This window comes from Aeromonas sp. 600479, from assembly GCF_049175515.1.
Classification (GTDB): Bacteria; Pseudomonadota; Gammaproteobacteria; order Enterobacterales; family Aeromonadaceae; genus Aeromonas; species Aeromonas veronii_A.
In genome coordinates this window covers 391,830-409,966 of sequence record NZ_JAAKVF010000001.1, presented here as the reverse complement: position 1 = coordinate 409,966, position 18,137 = coordinate 391,830, and the positions used below count along the sequence as shown (strand labels likewise).

Below are 18,137 nucleotides of genomic sequence, written 5' to 3'. Positions count from 1 at the left end.
TTCTCCTTACTTATGCCAATGGCGCGGCCATCAGGCCACGCTCTGGGTTTCGATTACGGTGTTTTCGTTGCGATGGTTAAAGATGGCGTGGCGTCTGTCCACCCCGTCGATCACCATGTCAGCGGCCATCATCCCCATCTCCATGGCGGTGTCGGTGAAGATGTAGCGGAATGTCCCCTGACGGCCGGTCATGATGAGGTTGGTGATGGGCATCAGCGCCTTGATGGCTTCGTTGCGACGGGCCTGATAACCGAGATCCATCAGCGGATAGGCGTATTCGCTGCGGGCCTCGAAGGTTTCATCGCCAAGCTTCTGGGTATCGACGCCGAGGCTCGCCAGATCAGCGGTAACCCGACTGCGCAGATCAGAGAGCGGTGCCTGCCAGGTGGCATCCCCCGGATTGCAGGGGATCTCCAGCATCACCGATGTCTGGCCCTGGGGCGCCATAAAGGGGCTGCGGCGGCGCGGTTCCTGCAAGCGGGTGGCCAGAATATGGGGGTCGGAGAGGTACTGCCAGGTGTTGTCCGACAGGTTCTCCTGTTTGAGCGGCATATTGACGAAGCGAAGCGACCGGTAGTGCAGATCGCACGGCAAGCCCAGATGCTGGCAGGTGAGCGGCAGCGGCAGGGTGGAGATCACCTGATCAAAGCGCTCGCTCAGCTCAACGTTATCTTGTTTCCAATAAACCCGTTCAATGCGGCCATCGGCCTGCTCAAGGCGGGTGATGGTGGCACCGGTTTTGAGCTCAACGCCCTCTGCCACCAGCCGCTCGCCCAAGGTGGTGAAGATCTGGCCGAAGCCATATTTGGGGTAGCGGTATTTGCGGGCATAGGTGCGCACCGAGATACTGCCGTTGCGTCTTGGCAGCAGGCGGCGCGCCACGTCTTTCAAATCGATGAGGCTGATGCGCTGGCCAGCCCAGTCGGCGGAGAGCTTGTCCGGATTGATGCCCCACAGCTTGCCGGTGTAACCCTCGAAGAACTGGCGATAGAGGGTGCGGCCGAAGTGACTCTGGATCCACTCGGCAAAGCTCGCCTTGGCAAAATCATCCGGCTTCTTGCTAAAGGGCAACAGCAGCAGATCCTTCACCGCACCCGCCATCAGGGCGAGCGGTGCCGTCTTGAGCAGGTTGGGCAGGTTCAGGGGGTAGTCATAGGTGCGCCCGCCAAAGCGGATGACGCTCTTGCGCTCGGCGTGGAGCAGGTCGTCCCCCATCAGCTCGTCGATAAAGGCGAGCAGCTCGGGGTTTTTGGTGATAAAGCGGTGACCGCCGTAGTCGAAGCGATACTCCCCATCGCGCCCCTTGAAGGTCTGGGTGGCGCACATGCCACCGACCACCGGCTCCTGCTCGAACAGGGTGACTGCAAAACCGGCGCGGCGCAGGCGCCAGGCCGCCATCAAACCGGCGGGGCCAGCACCCAGCACTGCAATGCTTTTCTTGTTGTTATCGCTCATGACCTATTCCGAAACTGCTTGATAGATAAGGGAACCGCGCCAAGGCGCGGCTCCCGAATAGTGTTGTTACCCCGTGGCTTTGTTGCCACAGGGCGTGCGGGCTCAGCCCTTGCTGGATGCGGCGCTCACCTGCGGGCGATAGCTGCGCTGCCAGAGGGTAACGAAGATCGCCAGATAGAGGGCCCAGGTCAGCAGCTGCAAGCCAGCGGGTGAAGCATTGTAGCCAAACAGGGCGCGCAGGAAGGTACCAAATACCCCCTGATCGTCGAGAATGTGGCTGATGTCGAACACCGGCGTGGTCCAGAAGGTGATGATATCTGCCGCCTGCAACATGTTGACTGCGGACGAGAGCAAGCCTGCGGCGATGATGATGATAAGCAGGCCGGTCCAGCGGAAGAAGGGGGCCAGCGCCACCTTGCGGGTGGAGCGCAGCAGCCCCCACACCAGCGCGATGGAGACCAGCAGCCCCGCCAGCGCGCCTATCAGGCCGGATTGCAGATCGACCCCTTGGCCCGAATAGAGCAGGGCAGAGAAGAAGAGCACGGTTTCAAACCCTTCGCGCATCACCGCCAGAAAGGCGAGCAGCACCAGCCCAAACAGGTTGCCGCCATCGATGGCCGCATCGATGCGCGCCGTCATGGCTCCCACCTGGGATTTGGCCTGTTTTTGCATCCAGATCGCCATATAGGTGAGCACCAGAGTGGCAAACATCAGGATCCCCGCCATCAAGAGGTGGTTGTAGCGCTCGCTCTCGAACTGGCTCACCACCACCTGGAACAGGAAGGCGACGATAAGGGAGGCGATAAGGCCAAGCCCCACCCCCAGATAGATGAACTTGTTGTAGCGGCTCGCCCCCAGCTTGGCGAGGTAGGAGAGGCAGATGCCGACCAGCAGGAAGGCTTCCAGCCCCTCGCGCAGGGTAATCAGAAAACTTGCAAACATCAGGATTGAGGCTCCGTAGCGGGCGTTATGGGGAGAGGCGGCAAGGTCAGTTGCAACCGATTTAGCTGCACTATGGGTGGCTCCGGCAAGCTCGTCTCGGCGGCGCGCACCGCATCATTGACCCACTTGGGGTAGGTGCGGAAATTGAGTTTGATATCGGCCTTGAAGGGCCCTTGGGCGTCTGCAGGCAGCGGCCAGGCTTCATCGCGCCAACCATCGGCCGGAATGCGGGTATCTTCCAGCAGTTTGGCGTAGCGCCAGAACTTGAGCCCCACCGGCTTGCCCTCGGCATCGCCGAACACTTTTCTGAACAGTCGCGCATCTTCAGGGACAGCACCATCCACCGGCTGGCCGCTGGCAAGCACCACCTTGCCGCTGGCGTCGGTGACTGTCAGCTCCAGCCAGAGTTCACGGAAATCAGCCACCCCGGTGGGCAGGGCATGGCCCGCGCCGGTATTGGCGACCCGCACCACCAGCTGCTGACTATCGGCAGCCTGTTCGATACGGGCGGAGAGGGTAGCGCTGGAGCGCAGCAGGGCCAGACTCTCCTGTTCAAGCGCAGGATTACGCAGCCCCACCAGCTGGTGCTGGGCACCGGTAAAGTTGTGGCGATAGAGCCGCGCTTTCATGGTGCCGTTTTCGGTGGACTGACCCGCCACCGGCGCGCCGCCATTGCCCGGCTCCGGGTTCATATGGCAGTCGATGCAGGTACGCCGTTTGGCAGGATCCTCGGCCTTGGCGAAGCTTGAGTTCTCCCACTCGTCCCAGGTGTTGACGATATTGGCGCCGGTGCCCGGGGCAAACTCGTTGTGGCACGACTTGCACAGGGCCGCGTCGCGGTAGAAATCCTTCTGATAGGAGGCTTTGTGGGCCGCCGGACGGGCGTTGATCTGCCGCTCAGCCATCCAGTGCTGGAGGCTGCCGCCCGGGGCATCCTCGAACACATAGCTCTCGCGGTCTTTCAAATTCACTGTAAAGGCGCTGTTGCCGCCCGCATCTTCTACCTTGGTGATGCGATGGCAGAGCACGCAGCCGGTCCCTTCCTCCACCACAGGTTCGCCCGCCTTGTGGGCGGCAATCAGCGAGGCGCCACCCTGCTCGAACATGTGGGAGCCCTTGGGCAGATCCAGCTGGCCGGTCATCACCTGCTGGGGCATATGGCAGCCCTGACACCACTGACCGAAGGCTTCGCCCTCAGTTTCGCGGGCCAGCGCCTGTACCACCTTGTAGTAGGGGTGGGAGTTGCCCATCAGCCGGTGGTTGCTCTCGCTCCAATCCTTGAACGCCTGTTGGTGGCAGTTCTGGCAGGAGGCGGAGTTGAGCCACTCCTTCGGGTGAGTGGTCGGCGCCTTGGCGGGATCCGTGCGCGGGGCATCGAGTCGCAGCCAGTTGGCGAGATAGGGGAGGTTGCCATCGGCGGTGACGAAGGCGTGCAGATCTTCCATCATTACCTTCACCTCGGGCTGAGGCTGGGCGGGGTCAACCACCTCGGCCCCATCGCGGGTGTCATGGCCCATGCCGCCCTGGGTCTGCTGGGTCATGCGCAGGTATTCGCCGACAAAATCCCCCGCCACCATGTTGGTGAGGTTGGCGTGGCCGTTGATGGCGTTGTCGCCGCTCTTTTGGCGATGGGCCGCCATCAGATAGCGGTTGGTGAAATTGAACCCGTCCAGATGGCAGGAGTTGCAGCTCATCCAGTTGTCTCCCGCCATGGGGAAGCGTGAGTTGGACGCTGTGTTACCAAGGTTGAATAGCCGCTCGCCGCGCTGAATCGGCTCGGGGCGGGGATCCGTCTCTACCAGTTTGGCGAAGTGGGGCACATCGACCGTGACTCGGGCAAACGGGCCGCTGCCGCCACTATTGAGGCGGGTAAGATCCTGCCCCATGGCGTTGTGCACCAGAATATGGTCGCCATCGATCAGCAGATCCCGCGGATTCTGGCCCGGCAGGTGACGCAAGAGCTGGGTCGCCTTGGCGCCCCCCTGAAACTTCTTGCGGCGGTGGCGGTTGCTGTTCTGCTTGCCGCTGCGGGAGAGATCAAACACCAGCAGATCTTCCGAGCCCGCAAGGGTCAGATAGACCCGCTTGCCGTCGGCGGCAAAGCGCGCTGCGAACGGGTTGGAGACGATCTGGCTGCGGTTGCCGACGCTTGGCAGATTGATCTGCAAAAAGAGCTGTTTTCTTTCATCGACCCGCTCTTTCTCCTCATCGAGATCGATGATGGAGACAGCCGGAAAGACGGTGCTCTGAAACTGGAAGGGGTGGCTGAAGCTCCACAGCACATGGGGCAGCCAGGCCTCGCTGCCATCTGGGGAGAGGGCGATGCCATCGAGCAGGCGCGGCAAGCCTTGAGAGTCGCTCGGCGTGTCGCTATGGGTCTCGGCCAGGGTAATGAGCTTGGGCTTGGGAAGCGAAGCTCCCTTGGCGCCGTGGCCGAGCTTGGCGAGATCATAGATGGCGAGCTGGCCGGTCATGGCGTGGGTGAGCAGCAGGCGATCGTCGTCGGTCAGGGCCAGCCCACGGGGAGTCTCGGCGGTTTCTGCATCCAGCTGGAGGTTGCCGGCGGTGTCGTAGGCCTGCAGACGAGCGGATTCGAACAGGGTGACCCAGAACCACTGCCGCTTGACATCGAAGATGACCCCATAGGGGCGGTGGCCGGTGGGGATCGTCTTTTCCAGATCGAGATCATCATCCAGCAGCAGCAGGCGATCGCCGCTGTAGTCGGTGACCAGCAGGGTACCACCATCGGCGCGGGCCAGCTGGCGCAGATCGCCCCCCAGCGGCACCTCTTTCAGGCGCTTTCCGCTATCGCGCTCCAGCAGGGTGACGGAACCTGCGCTCAGGTTGGCGGTGACGAGGCGCGGGCTTTGCCCCTCCTTATAGGCGAGCATCCCGGCGCCCATCTGCTGGGCAGTGGCAAAGTGGCTGGTCAGCAGCAAGATGAGGGCCAGCAGGGGTGACAAATATGCAGAGAACGAAGACTTCAACATGGGGTCAGGTGCGCCATTTCAAGATGGTCCAGCGCCAGGCGTGGCGCAGCACCAGAGGAGTTAACGCCAATGCGCTCAACCAGTGGGCCCAGCTGGCGAGGTTGCCCATGGCATCGCCCGGGGTGCCGTGCAGCACCAGCAGCAGGCCGCTGGCCAGACAGATCAGCAGCAGGGCTTCGATAATCCGCCCCGTGGTGCGCAAAAAGGGTTTGTTGCTGCGGTTCAACAAGCTGCGGTGGGAGAGCCAGAAGGCGCCAAACAGCAGGGGAAACAGGGTGAGCGAGAGCATCACATGGAAAAACAGATTCCAGCGTGCCAGCGACCAGAGCGGGGTCAGCGGTTCCCACAGCAGCAGGCCGGAGAAGAACATCAGATAGAGGGTGCCCTCGGCGGCCTGATGGTGGTAGGCCAGCCACTGCCAGAATTGTCGGGGTGAGAGAGAAAGGCTTGTCATAAAGGCTCCAGCACCCGGGCGGGGCAGCCCGGGGGGAGCAAGTTTATAACGCTGTAAGAGTAATGAAAAGTGTTATCAGTTGTATTGCTGATGAATCAAAGCTGAATGCAGTGACCGAACACCTATATTGATGATCCCTTATCCAATTGGGTGTCACCAATGGGGTTAGAGTGCGGGCGCTGTCGCTCCTCGACAGCGGGGCAGCGGCCTCCTCATGTTTACGGTCCGATGCTATGACCACGTGTCTGGCTAGATGGAGGGTTCCTGATGAGGATCATCAGCAGCATATTCCCGTAGCTGGCGGCTGCGCAGCAGATACCATAGTGACCAGAGGCTGGCGACCAGCACCAGTGCGGTGGGCCAGCTGAATGACCACTTCTGCAGATTGAGGCTGTGGAGTTGCATCAACAGGCCGCTGATGGCAGAGCAGAGCAGCAGCAACGGGCTGTTGCGCCGGAGTCTGGCGCGAATGCTCTGGGTCTGCTGATAGGTGCCCCCGCAGGCGAGCAACGCCAGCATGGCGGGTACGTCGGTCAGCAGACTGATGTAGAGACTTATCCTGTCGGGATAGAAGAGGGTCAGGATCTCGCTGCCGCTCTCGCGGGTGACGCCGGCCATCAGAAATAGCCAGACCGAGCGGGTCAGCAACAGGGCGATGGGCCAGAACCAGAGGGGCGGGCGCAACTGGCCGTGATCGTTATAGCGGTGTTCGGGGTAGAGGGTCATGGTTGCCCGATATCCATTCATAGAGTGCAAGTGATGCAGAGGATATGGGGCGAAGGCGACCCCTTTGCAAGGCAAGGGAAAGGGTGGGAATTAATCGGGGGCCATGCCCCCCAATCCGCGAGAATCTTTTTGTGCCGGGCAGCTGGCGTTACAGCCAGCCTTTGCGCTTGAAGAAGAGCCCGGTGCCGAGCGATGACATCACCATCAGCACCAGTGACATGGGATAACCATACTCCCAGGCGAGCTCCGGCATGCGGCCGAAGTTCATGCCGTAGATACTGGCGATCAGGGTCGGCGGCAGGAAGATTACGGCGGCTACCGAGAAGATCTTGATCACCTTGTTTTGCTCCAGATTGGTTACCCCCATGGAGGCTTCCAGCTGGAAGTTGATCTTGTCAAACAGGAACTGGGTGTGGGGCAAGAGAGACTCCACGTCGTGCAGCATCTCGTCGATCCACTTGTTCTGCTCCAGGCTCATGCGTTGGCGCAGGCTGCGTTTGAGGAAACGCAGGGCGCGGCGGGTATCGTGCAGGGAGAGACGGATCTGACCGTTGGCCTCTTCCTGTGCCAACAGCTCCTTGAGCATGGGGTTGATCTGATCCGGCTCGAAGATCTGATCTGCGGTGTTTTCCAACGTTTTGTAACCATCTTCGATAAGGTCGGAAAGGTACTCTACCTTGAGGTTTTGCACCTCCAGCAGGATATCGAGGGCATCCTCCACTTCAAGCCGATCCTGGCGCATGTAGTGGCGCAGCAGGCGTACCAGCCCGATGTCATCTTCACGAATGCTGATCAGCAGATTGTTGCGCAGGGTAAAGGAGACGTGGACACCCTTGGTGTCACGACCGATCCGCTGGGGAAACAGGGAGTGAATGTGCAGACCATCGGTATCCCAGTAGAAACGGGCGGATGCTTCGATGTCGTCGAGCTCTTCTTTGTCGGGGACCTCTTCCAGGAACAGGCCCGTCAACCATTCTCGCTCTGCCGTGTCCGGCTTGTAGGCATCCAGCCAGACCGTGTTGTCAGGTACTATGTCGTCAGGCCCGAGCGTGACTATGTCCAGCACCTTGTTGTTGAGAATGTAGGCGGTGATCATCTGTCCCCCCTTAAAAAGTCATGGGTAATCAGGGATGGTTGCACAGGTCATGCGGCCTTAGATCGCAGCAGAAGGCGATCCCGTGGATAAGCAGATCGGGCCGATGGAAAACCTGAATGCGGCGAACTATACAGGGGCGGGCCGCGCTTGTCAGTGGCTATTCATCAGGGATTCAGCTTGTTTGTTCAAAAAACCAGCGAGGTCGGATCGCCTGAGCGGCTATGCGGGGTAGAACCCGCCTTTGGCTGGGGGAGGGCTAGCTGGGGCGGCTTGTTGCCGCTGCCCCGCTTCATCACATATTCGGATAATTGGGCCCGGAGCCCCCCTGTGGTGGAGTCCAGATGATATTTTGACTGGGATCTTTAATGTCACAGGTCTTGCAGTGAATACAGTTGGCAGCGTTGATCTGCAGCTTGGCCGCACCTTCCGTTTCCAGTACTTCAAACACCCCTGCCGGGCAGTAGCGTTGGGCGGGTTCGGCCCAAGTGGGCAGATTGACCTCGACCGGAATGCGCTCGTCCTGCAGCTTGAGGTGACAAGGCTGATCCTCGTCGTGACTGGTGTTGGCCAGATACACAGACGAGAGCTTGTCAAAGCTCAGCTTGCCATCGGGTTTGGGATAATGGATGGGCTCGCAGCGACTGGCCACGCGCAGCTGACGATAATCGTGCGCCTTATCGAGCAGCTTGAAGGGCGAGTTTGCGCCAAACAGCCGTTGCTCCAGCCAGTTGAAGGCACCGCCTAACCAGGGACCATAGCGGTGAAGCGCCGCGCCGAAGTTACGCGCCGCCTTGAGTTCGCAGGCCAGCCAGCTCTGGTGCAGTTCGTCGCCATACTGTGCCAGATCTCGGCCCCCCTCATCGCCTCCCCGCAGTGCCATTGCGACGGTTTTTGCCGCCAGCATCCCCGATTTCATGGCGGTGTGGATCCCCTTGATGCGGGAAAAGTCGAGGGTGCCCGCATCACAACCGATCAGCAGGCCGCCGGGAAAATGCATGCGGGGCAGGGCGTGCCAACCCCCCTTGGTGATGGCGCGGGCGCCGTAACTGATGCGCTCCCCCCCTTGCAACACGCCGGCGATAAGCGGGTGATGCTTGAGGCGCTGGAATTCGTCGAACGGGCTGAGCCAGGGGTTCTGGTAGTTAAGATCGACAATCAGCCCGACCGCGACCTGATCCCCCTCCATGTGATAGAGATAGAAGCCACCGTGGCTATTGCCACCCCTCTGCTTGCCAAGGGGCCAGCCACTACCGTGCAGCACCCGTCCTGCTCTGCCCCGACCTGCAGGCAGTTGCCACAGCTCCTTGAAGCCGATGGCGTAGTGTTGGGGTTGGGCTGGGTTTTCCAGATTGAACTCGGCGATCAGCTGCTTGCCGAGATGGCCGCGGGCCCCTTCGGCAAAGAGGGTGTAGCGACCGAGCAGCGCCATGCCGGGCACATGATCAGCTTTTGGGTTCCCAGCCCGATCCAGCCCCAGATCGCCGGTGATGACCCCCTTGACCCGGCCTGCTTCCATGATAAGTTCGCTGGCGGTAAACCCCGGGTATATTTCGACTCCCAGCTGCTCCGCCTGTTGGCCAAGCCAGCGGCAGAGATTGCCAAGACTGACCACATGGCAACCCTGATTGTGCATCCGGGGTGGCACGGCCCAGGCGGGTAGTTGCAGGGAGCGTTGCTCGCTTTGCAGCAGATGCACCTGATCGTCGCTGACCGGTACGCCGAGCGGTGCTTGCTGCCAGCCATCCGGCAGCAGCTCTTGCAAGGCGACGGGATCAAACAGGGCGCCGGAGAGCAGATGGGCGCCAATTTCCGCCCCTTTCTCCAGAAGACAGACCGAGAGAGTGGCATCCTGCTGTTTCAGGGCGATGGCTGCACTGAGCCCCGCCGGACCGCCGCCGACGATGACGACATCAAATTCCATTGCTTCCCGTTCCATCTTGCCTCTGCGCTCTGGTTGGCCTAGGGTAATGCTGGTAGTTTACGTAAACGTAAAGCAGTTGTAAGCAAAACTGGGCAAGAAAAAGCAAAAAATCAGGGAAGAGCGTACTGCAACAAACGCAGAGGCACACTAATGAATTCAATCCAAAGAGACGAGGCATGACCCCATGAAGCTGCTGGTCGCAATCAAACGGGTAGTCGACTACAACGTCAAGATCCGGGTGAAGGGAGACGGCTCCGACGTGGAGCTCGCCAATGTGAAGATGGGGATCAACCCCTTTTGTGAAATTGCGGTGGAGGAGGGGGTCAGGCTGCGGGAAGCCGGGGTTGCCAGCGAACTGGTGGTGGTGACCTTCGGCCCTGACGCTGCCGCCGAGCAACTGCGCCATGGGCTGGCGTTGGGGGCGGATCGGGCGCTGCATTATGTCACCGATGAGACGCTCACCCCGCTGACGGTTGCCCGCGCCTTGCACAAGGTGTGTGAGCAGGAGCAGCCGGATCTGGTGCTGCTCGGCAAGCAGTCCATCGATTCAGACAACAATCAGGTGGCCCAGATGCTGGCTGCCCTCAATGATTGGCCGCTGGCGACCTGCGCGTCAGCCCTCAAGGTGGAAGCGGGAGAGCTGCTGGTGACTCGCGAAATCGACGGTGGCCTCGAGACCCTCGGCATGCCGTTGCCTGCGGTGGTGAGCGCCGATCTGCGTTTGAATGAACCGCGCTTTGCCTCGCTGCCCAACATCATGAAGGCCAAGCGTAAGCCGCTTGATAGTGCTCCATTCTCGATACTCGCTGTTGAGGTGGCCAACCAGACCCGTTTGCTCGAGGTGATGGCGCCGCCAGCCCGCAGCGCCGGGATCAAGGTGGGCTCGGTGGACGAGCTGGTGGACAAACTCAAACACGAAGCGAAGGTGCTGCCATGAGCGTGCTGATCATTGCCGAACATCATCAGGGTCATCTGGCCGACAACGTGGCACAACTGGTCACCGCCGCCGCTTCCATCGGCGGTCAGGTTAACCTGCTGTTGCTCGGGCAGGGGCTGACCGAGGCGGGTGAACAGGCGGCTGCCATTGGCGGTGTCGACAAGGTGTTGCTTGCCGAACATCCCCGCTTGGCCGACGGGCTGCTGGATGGGGTCGACAAGCTGCTGGCCAGCTGGTGCGAAGGTTACAGCCACTGCCTGATGGCGGCGAGCACCATGGGCAAGGCGCTGCTGCCACAGGTAGCGGCTCGGCTCGGGGTGGAGATGCTCTCCGAGGTGACGGCTATCGAGAGCAGCGACATCTTCCTGCGCCCCATCTATGCGGGCAATGCCATTGCCAGAGTGGCAAGCTCGGCACCCATCAAAGTGATGACGGTACGGGCCACCGCGTTTGCCAAGGCGGCGACAGGCGGGCAGGCTCTCATCGAACGCTTGGCCGTGCCCGAATTCGCTGGTCGTACCCGACTGGTGGAGCGCCGCGCGGTGCGCTCCAGCAGGCCCGAACTGACCGCCGCCCGGGTGGTGGTCTCTGGTGGGCGAGCGCTGGGCTCCAAGGCGCAATTTGCCCTGATTGAGGCGCTGGCCGACAAGCTGGGTGGGGCGGTGGGGGCATCGCGAGCCGCCGTTGATGCGGGATATGTCGCCAACGATCTGCAAGTGGGGCAGACCGGCAAGGTGGTGGCGCCCGAGCTCTATATCGCGGTCGGTATTTCGGGTGCCATCCAGCATCTGGCGGGGATGAAGGAGTCGAAGGTGATTGTGGCCATCAACAAGGACAGCGAAGCCCCCATCTTTCAGGTAGCGGACTACGGGCTGGTGGGGGATCTCTTCACCCTGCTGCCGGAGCTCACCGCCAAACTGTAAATTTGTCAGAAATGGCTGAGCTGTGGTCGTTTATGCGCGCTGCCCGCCATTTCTGTGCATGTTCCCTGCAAGCCCTGACCCGTTCAGGGCTTTTTCTGCTGCAAGGGGTATGCAGAGTGACGGTAAAAGGTTGAGCCAGCTCCCAAAAAGCCTTTGATCCGCTGGCTGCTCTTGTGTAAAACCTGACAAGTCATCGATTACTCTCATCCACTCACGGAAAGCGTCATGAGCAAACAGATTTACAACTTCTGCGCCGGCCCCGCCATGCTGCCGGTTGAAGTCATGGAGCGCGCCCAGCGCGAATTTTGTAATTTTCAGGGGCTGGGAGCCTCGGTCATGGAGCTTTCCCATCGCGGCAAGCCCTACATGGCGGTGGCCGAGAAGGCCGAAGCGGATCTGCGCGAGTTGTTGGCGGTGCCGGACAACTACAAGGTGCTCTTCATGCACGGTGGCGGCCGCGGTCAGTTTTCCGCCGTGCCCATGAACCTGCTGGGCGGGGCCAACAAGAAAGCGGACTTTCTGCTGACCGGTGTCTGGTCCCAGAGCGCGGTGGATGAAGCCAAAAAGTATGGCGATATCCAGACCTTCCAGGGTGTTGCCAAGAACGAGCAGGGGATCTCCCACCTGCTGCCGACGCCGGCGTTTCGCGCCGATGCGGCCTATGTTCACTACTGCCCGAACGAAACCATTGACGGCATCGAGATGTTCGACATCCCGGCCACCGGCGAGGTGCCGCTGGTGGCGGATCTCTCCTCCACCATTCTTTCCCGTCCTATCGACGTGAGCCGCTTTGGCATTATCTATGCCGGTGCCCAGAAGAATATCGGGCCATCCGGGCTTGCCATCGCCATCGTGCGCGATGATCTGCTGGATCAGGCCAGAGCCGATGTGCCCTCGATTTTCGACTACAAGCTCACTGCCAAGAACGACTCCATGTTCAACACGCCGCCCACCTACGCCTGGTATCTGGCCGGTCTGGTGTTCGAGTGGCTTAAAGAACAGGGTGGCCTCGAAGCGATGGAAGTGCGCAACAAGGAGAAGGCCGACTTCCTCTATGACTATCTCGATCAGTCGACCTTCTACGGCAATCAGGTGGATGTCAGCTGCCGTTCACGGATGAACATCCCGTTCCAGCTGAAAAATGCCGAGCTGGACAAGCAGTTCCTGGCAGAATCGGAAGCTGCCGGCCTGCTGGCCCTCAAAGGGCACCGCATCGTCGGTGGCATGCGCGCCAGCATCTACAACGCCATGCCGCTGGAGGGAGTGAAGGCCCTGGTGAGCTTTATGGATGGCTTTGCCAAGCGCCACGGCTGAAAAGAAAGTACATACGTGCTTGCTGGCGGCCTCTCGTGACAACCCGTGAGCCGCTTCCAGCTATTGCAGTGATTCAAGACGCCGGGGATACCCCGGCGTCTTTTTTTCAACAGAACCAGCGCGCTGGCGTTTGCCGTGTGATTTCCGCTGAAAGTGCCCTTGCCGAGCGGGACGCAGGCTGTTAACGTCCGGACAGGCGTTTATTTTTGAGATAGCACAGGAAGTCTATGAATTCGTTGCGTTTGGAACCCATTTCTCGTGTGGCCGGTGAGGTCAATCTGCCCGGCTCCAAGAGTGTCTCTAACCGTGCGCTGCTGCTGGCGGCGCTGGCTCGTGGCACCACCCGTCTGACCAACCTGCTCGACAGCGATGACATTCGTCATATGCTGGCTGCGCTGACCCAGCTCGGGGTCAAGTACAAGCTCTCCGCCGACAAGACCGAGTGTACCGTGCAGGGTCTGGGTCGCAGTTTTGCGGTGAAAGAGCCGGTCAATCTGTTCCTCGGCAACGCCGGTACTGCCATGCGACCGCTGTGCGCCGCGCTATGCCTCGGTTCCGGTGAATATACCTTGGGTGGCGAGCCGCGTATGGAAGAGCGTCCCATCGGCCATCTGGTGGATGCCCTGCGTGAAGCGGGTGCCCATATCCAGTACCTGAAACACGATGGTTATCCGCCGCTGGTGGTGGACGCCAAGGGGCTGTGGGGCGGCGATGTGCACGTCGATGGCTCCGTCTCCAGCCAGTTTCTGACCGCGTTTTTGATGGCGGCGCCGATGGCGGCCGGTGATACCCGGATCCACATCAAGGGAGAGCTGGTCTCCAAGCCATATATCGATATCACCCTGCACATCATGAAGCAGTTCGGGGTGGTCATCGAGCACGACAACTACAAGCTGTTCTACATCAAGGGCAACCAGACCTACATTAGTCCGGGTGACTTTCTGGTGGAAGGAGATGCCTCCAGCGCTTCTTACTTCCTCGCAGCGGGCGCCATCAAGGGCAAGGTGCGGGTCACCGGTATCGGCAAGCACAGCATTCAGGGTGATATCCACTTCGCCGACGTGCTGGAGAAGATGGGCGCGCGCATCACCTGGGGCGATAATTTTATCGAGGCGGAGCAGGCACCGCTGCACGGAGTGGATATGGACATGAACCATATTCCCGATGCGGCCATGACCATCGCCGTTGCCGCACTGTTTGCCGAGGGGCCGACCTCCATTCGCAATATCTACAACTGGCGGGTGAAAGAGACCGATCGTCTGCACGCCATGGCGACCGAGCTGCGCAAGCTTGGCGTTGAAGTGGAGGAGGGGCATGACTTCATCACCGTGACCCCGCCGACCCAGCTCAAACATGCCGAGATCGACACCTACAACGATCACCGTATCGCCATGTGCTTCTCGCTGGTGGCGTTGTCGGATACTCCGGTCACCATCAATGATCCCAAGTGCACCTCGAAGACCTTCCCGGATTACTTCGACAAGCTGGCCAGTATCAGCTCGCGTGGCTGATCACTGACAAACCCGTCATCATCGACGCTTCGGGCCCGCGCTGAGCGGGCCTTCTTGCCTTCCTCACCAGCATCGTCATTTCGCCTAGCATCATTTCAATAACTTGCAAGATTGCCATGCAAAATAGTTTGGTGATTGCTGTAATTTCCTATTTACACATGCCCTGTCGCGGGCTATGTTGAGATTTCCTAATCGCAGTCATCTAGCAGGAAGCCTTGTCATGCAGCATCAAACCGACGACGTTCGTATCAGTGAAATCAAAGAGTTATTACCCCCGGTTGCGGTGCTTGAGAAGTTTCCGGCTACCGAGGTGGCCTCGTCCACCGTTTTTGAATCCCGTCAGGCCATTCACAATATCCTGGCTGGCGAAGATGATCGTCTGCTGGTGGTGATTGGTCCTTGCTCCATCCATGATCCGGTTGCCGCGCTGGAGTACGGCAAGCGCCTCAAGGCGTTGCGCGACGAGCTGAAAGGTCAGCTGGAGATCGTGATGCGGGTCTACTTCGAAAAACCGCGCACCACAGTGGGCTGGAAGGGGCTGATCAACGATCCGTACCTCGACAATAGCTGCAAGATCAACGATGGTCTGCGCATTGGTCGCAAGCTGTTGCTGGATCTCAACGACATGGGGCTGCCAACTGCCTCCGAGTTCCTCGACATGATCACCCCGCAATATGTGGCGGATCTGATGAGCTGGGGCGCGATCGGTGCCCGTACCACTGAATCCCAAGTACACCGCGAGCTGGCCTCCGGCCTCTCCTGTCCGGTGGGCTTCAAGAACGGCACTGACGGCACCATCAAGGTTGCCATCGATGCCATTGGCGCTGCCAGTGCGCCGCACCACTTCCTGTCGGTCACCAAATACGGTCACTCCGCCATCGTGGCGACCCGCGGCAACCCGGACTGTCACATCATTCTGCGTGGTGGTCGTGAGCCGAACTACAGCGCGGCCCATGTCAGCGAAGTTGTGAAGGGGTTGGAGAAAGCCGGTCTGCCCCAGAAGGTGATGATCGACTTTAGTCATGCCAACAGTAGCAAGCAGTTCAAGAACCAGATGGTGGTGGCCGAAGATGTAGCCGGTCAGCTGCGTGCCGGCAGCAAGGCGGTGTTTGGTGTGATGGTGGAGAGCCATCTGGTAGAAGGCCGTCAGGATCTGGTGGAAGGGCGTGAACTCACCGTCGGTCAGAGCATCACCGATGCCTGCATCGGTTGGGCCGATACCGAAGTGCTGCTGCGCAACCTGGCGGATGCCGTTGCAACCCGCAACGCCCGCTAAAGACGGGATTTTGCAGTCGCAGTGACAAAGAGAAAGTAATAACCAGAGGCCGCTATTGCGGCCTCATCTATTCGTGTTGCAGGGCTTAAGGCTCAGGGTTGGGCATCGGGCCGGAAGCTGGCGCGGATCTGCGGAACCAGGCTCGAGGGGTCGAACCCCTTCTCTTCTCCCAGCACCGGATGGAGCAGAGGCTTGTCCTCGATGGGGGTGATATCCCCCGCCAGCAGCTGGCGGGTGGCCTGACCCATCTGGTAGAGCTGGCGCACCGGAGCAAATTGTTCCCCGAGGATAAGAGGATCATCGCTGCGGGCAAAGGCCATCATGGGGATCTGGTAGGTGGCATCGCGCGCCGGTTTGTCGCCGTGAATACCCTTGCCGGCGGACATCAAAAACGGCTGGTGATCGCCAAAGGCCACCACCAGATAGCGCTTGCCCGACTGGTCGAGGGTCTTGAGCAGACGCTCAAGCGAGGCCATGGCATCCACCACCCCGGTGTAGTAGGTGTTGAGCAACTGGGTGTCGCTCTCGCTCTGGTTCGGGCAGGCGCCGCTGCGCTCCTGCCCCTGATAGCGGGGGCCATCGAAGGGGCCGTGCCCCTGCATGGTGACCGCATAGGCAAACAGCGGCTTATCATCCTGTTCGCTGCGCTTGAGCAGGTGGTCGATCAGCGCATCATCTGAGATATAGAGCCCCTTGTACTCAAGGGTGGTAAAACGGGTATCGAACCAACGCTCCTCATAGCCGAGCGCCGGGATTGCCTTGGCGCGGCCCCAGAATTTTTCTACGTAGGGGTGGGCGAACAGCGTCTTATAGCCGCTCTGTCTGGCGCTCTGGGCCAGCCCCGGCACCTGCTCCGAGAGGTAGTAGTAGGGCACCACCCCCTGCTTGAGCAAGCCCACCGGCAGGCCGGTATTCATCTCGAACTCCGCCAGCACCGTCATGCCGCCAGTGGTGGGGGAGTGGATGGTCTTTTGCCACTGCTGCACGCTGGCGGGCAGGGATAGGGTGGGGGCCGGGGCGCAGATACGCCCCTTCCAGTCGAGCCAGAGCGACTCATATTGCAGCACGATCACCAGATCCCAGCGCGGCGCAATGCCTTGGGGCGGATGGCTCAACTGCGGGGTCAGCTCGTTGATCTGCAAGGGGTAGCGAAACACGCTGCCGCTTTGCAGCATCTCGTCCACCAGATTGAACAGATAGAGGCCGGGGCCGGAGCGGATGATGTCCCTGTGGTAGTTGACTGCGCGATCCACGTAACGAATGTTGGCCCCCAGCAACTTGTTGCCGGTCTGGGTGGCAAAGACACAGAGGGCAAAGAAGGCGACGGTGGCGGCTGCGGTGCGCAGCACCCAGCGTGACAGGGCAAAGCGCCAGCAGAGAAACAGTGCCAGCAAAAGGGTGAAGATGGGTAGGATGGGGTGCTGATCGAGGAGAATCCGCAGCAGCGCCAGCAGGTTGCCAAAATCATCACCCCCGAGTGGCACCCCGTAGATGGCGATCTTCATAAAGTTGGCCAGCAGGCCTATTCCCGAAAGTGCGGTAAAGACCAGCCCCATATAGAGGTTGAAGCCCGCGAGCGCGCAGAGGCTCCAGCCCAGCACCATGCTGCCCCAGGCCAGATAGTAGTGTTCCGGCCGAAAGCCTGACCAGAGCAGAAACTCCCCCAGCTTGAACACCACGAAGCCGTGCAGCAGCACGAAGGTGAGGTTGCCGAGCAGCAGGCTGCCGATGATCCGCCAGCGCAGGCTGCGGCGCAGCGTTGGCAGCACCGTTTTGAGCACGGCGGCGCTCAGAACCAGTACCAGAGTAAGGCTCACCATCAGATAGGTGAGGTTGAAGCCCTGCTCCGGCAGGGTTTGCAGGATCTGGCTGAAATCGCCGCTCTCGGGGCGATCTTTGAGCAGCAGACCGATGCGCAGCTGATAGCGGCTGGCCAGTGCATCGTCCGGGGCGCGCAAGGTGCTGTTGAGATCCAGCGAGCAGCGGTTATTGCGGCACACCTGACGCTTATCCACCGCCTGACTGAGCTGGTCGATCCGCTCCCCCTTGTCGTTGAGCAGCTCCACTCGCACCTTGTCCCCCGCTTGCAGCGGCCCCCGCAACAGCCACTGGCTGCGCACCACCAGATAGAGGCCGCGGCTGTCGCTTTTATAGAGCAGGGCGTGGCGGGTGAGGGTGGCCAGCGGATTGTCGGCGGGGCCCAGCACCAGCGGTTGGGCACGGCCCAGCCAGCTGCCGGGATTGATCAGCGGTAATAACAGCGTCAGCAGCAGCAATCCGCCCAGCAGGGCCAGTAGCCCGGAGGACAGACTCAGGGCACGGGGGCGGCCTGAGGAGGGGCGATTCATATAAGCTCATCCTTTGAGCGAGTAAGGGAGAGATCGTTCATCCGTATAGAGTTTGACCCGATGGTGCGGGCCTTGTTCCAACTTGTCAATTTAATGACCACTTAATGAATATTTGGTTACAGCTCAACCTTGCAAATTGTGATCCCGATCGAGGGGTTGTTCGGAATATGTGATGAAAGCGTCATCATGGGGTTTTGCCACTGGCTTGGGAGGGGTGTGCTGTTTAGGCTCTCAATAGCGACAG

General features: G+C 60.4%; 13 protein-coding genes. 5 read left to right on the top strand and 8 right to left on the bottom strand.

What is annotated here, in order from left to right; translation table 11 throughout:
• Positions 1-30: 30 nt before the first annotated feature.
• From G5149_RS01780 to G5149_RS01750, 7 genes are all read right to left on the bottom strand, one after another.
• Complete coding sequence (locus G5149_RS01780; RefSeq protein WP_421211311.1) at positions 31-1,455, bottom strand: NAD(P)/FAD-dependent oxidoreductase; 1,425 nt, start codon at positions 1,453-1,455, stop codon at positions 31-33.
• Between the two features lie 102 nt (positions 1,456-1,557).
• Entirely contained in the window at positions 1,558-2,397 is an 840-nt protein-coding gene (locus G5149_RS01775) for an FTR1 family iron permease (RefSeq protein WP_421211309.1), read from the bottom strand.
• On the bottom strand, positions 2,397-5,387 hold the full coding sequence (locus G5149_RS01770) for a YncE family protein (protein WP_421211307.1): 2,991 nt from the start codon (positions 5,385-5,387) through the stop codon (positions 2,397-2,399). Before G5149_RS01770 ends, G5149_RS01775 begins: the two co-directional genes overlap by 1 nt.
• A gap of 4 nt (positions 5,388-5,391) precedes the next feature.
• On the bottom strand, positions 5,392-5,841 hold the full coding sequence (locus G5149_RS01765; protein WP_005361249.1) for a hypothetical protein: 450 nt from the start codon (positions 5,839-5,841) through the stop codon (positions 5,392-5,394).
• 249 nt (positions 5,842-6,090) lie between these two features.
• Positions 6,091-6,567 carry a DUF2919 domain-containing protein gene (locus G5149_RS01760; RefSeq protein WP_337072115.1) on the bottom strand — a complete coding sequence of 159 codons (477 nt, stop codon included), beginning with the start codon at positions 6,565-6,567 and terminating at the stop codon, positions 6,091-6,093.
• A 148-nt stretch (positions 6,568-6,715) separates the two neighbouring features.
• Positions 6,716-7,663 carry a magnesium/cobalt transporter CorA gene (gene corA, locus G5149_RS01755; RefSeq protein WP_005345036.1) on the bottom strand — a complete coding sequence of 316 codons (948 nt, stop codon included), beginning with the start codon at positions 7,661-7,663 and terminating at the stop codon, positions 6,716-6,718.
• Between the two features lie 292 nt (positions 7,664-7,955).
• Positions 7,956-9,599, bottom strand: coding sequence for an electron transfer flavoprotein-ubiquinone oxidoreductase (locus G5149_RS01750; protein WP_421211304.1), 1,644 nt, complete (start codon positions 9,597-9,599; stop codon positions 7,956-7,958).
• Between the two features lie 169 nt (positions 9,600-9,768).
• Between G5149_RS01750 and G5149_RS01745 the strand changes: the two genes are divergently transcribed.
• From G5149_RS01745 to aroG, 5 genes are all read left to right on the top strand, one after another.
• Positions 9,769-10,521 (top strand): electron transfer flavoprotein subunit beta/FixA family protein, encoded by a 753-nt coding sequence (locus G5149_RS01745; protein WP_421211302.1) that lies wholly within the window; start codon positions 9,769-9,771, stop codon positions 10,519-10,521.
• Entirely contained in the window at positions 10,518-11,444 is a 927-nt protein-coding gene (locus tag G5149_RS01740; protein WP_421211300.1) for an electron transfer flavoprotein subunit alpha/FixB family protein, read from the top strand. Before G5149_RS01745 ends, G5149_RS01740 begins: the two co-directional genes overlap by 4 nt.
• Positions 11,445-11,669: 225 nt before the next feature.
• On the top strand, positions 11,670-12,758 hold the full coding sequence (serC, locus tag G5149_RS01735; protein ID WP_197930412.1) for a 3-phosphoserine/phosphohydroxythreonine transaminase: 1,089 nt from the start codon (positions 11,670-11,672) through the stop codon (positions 12,756-12,758).
• Between the two features lie 227 nt (positions 12,759-12,985).
• Entirely contained in the window at positions 12,986-14,269 is a 1,284-nt protein-coding gene (gene aroA, locus G5149_RS01730) for a 3-phosphoshikimate 1-carboxyvinyltransferase (RefSeq protein WP_421211298.1), read from the top strand.
• 220 nt (positions 14,270-14,489) lie between these two features.
• Positions 14,490-15,545, top strand: coding sequence for a 3-deoxy-7-phosphoheptulonate synthase AroG (gene aroG, locus G5149_RS01725; protein WP_337072118.1), 1,056 nt, complete (start codon positions 14,490-14,492; stop codon positions 15,543-15,545).
• A gap of 92 nt (positions 15,546-15,637) precedes the next feature.
• Here aroG and G5149_RS01720 read toward each other — a convergent pair whose 3' ends face one another.
• Complete coding sequence (locus tag G5149_RS01720) at positions 15,638-17,893, bottom strand: LTA synthase family protein (protein WP_337072119.1); 2,256 nt, start codon at positions 17,891-17,893, stop codon at positions 15,638-15,640.
• Between the last annotated feature and the right edge of the window lie 244 nt (positions 17,894-18,137).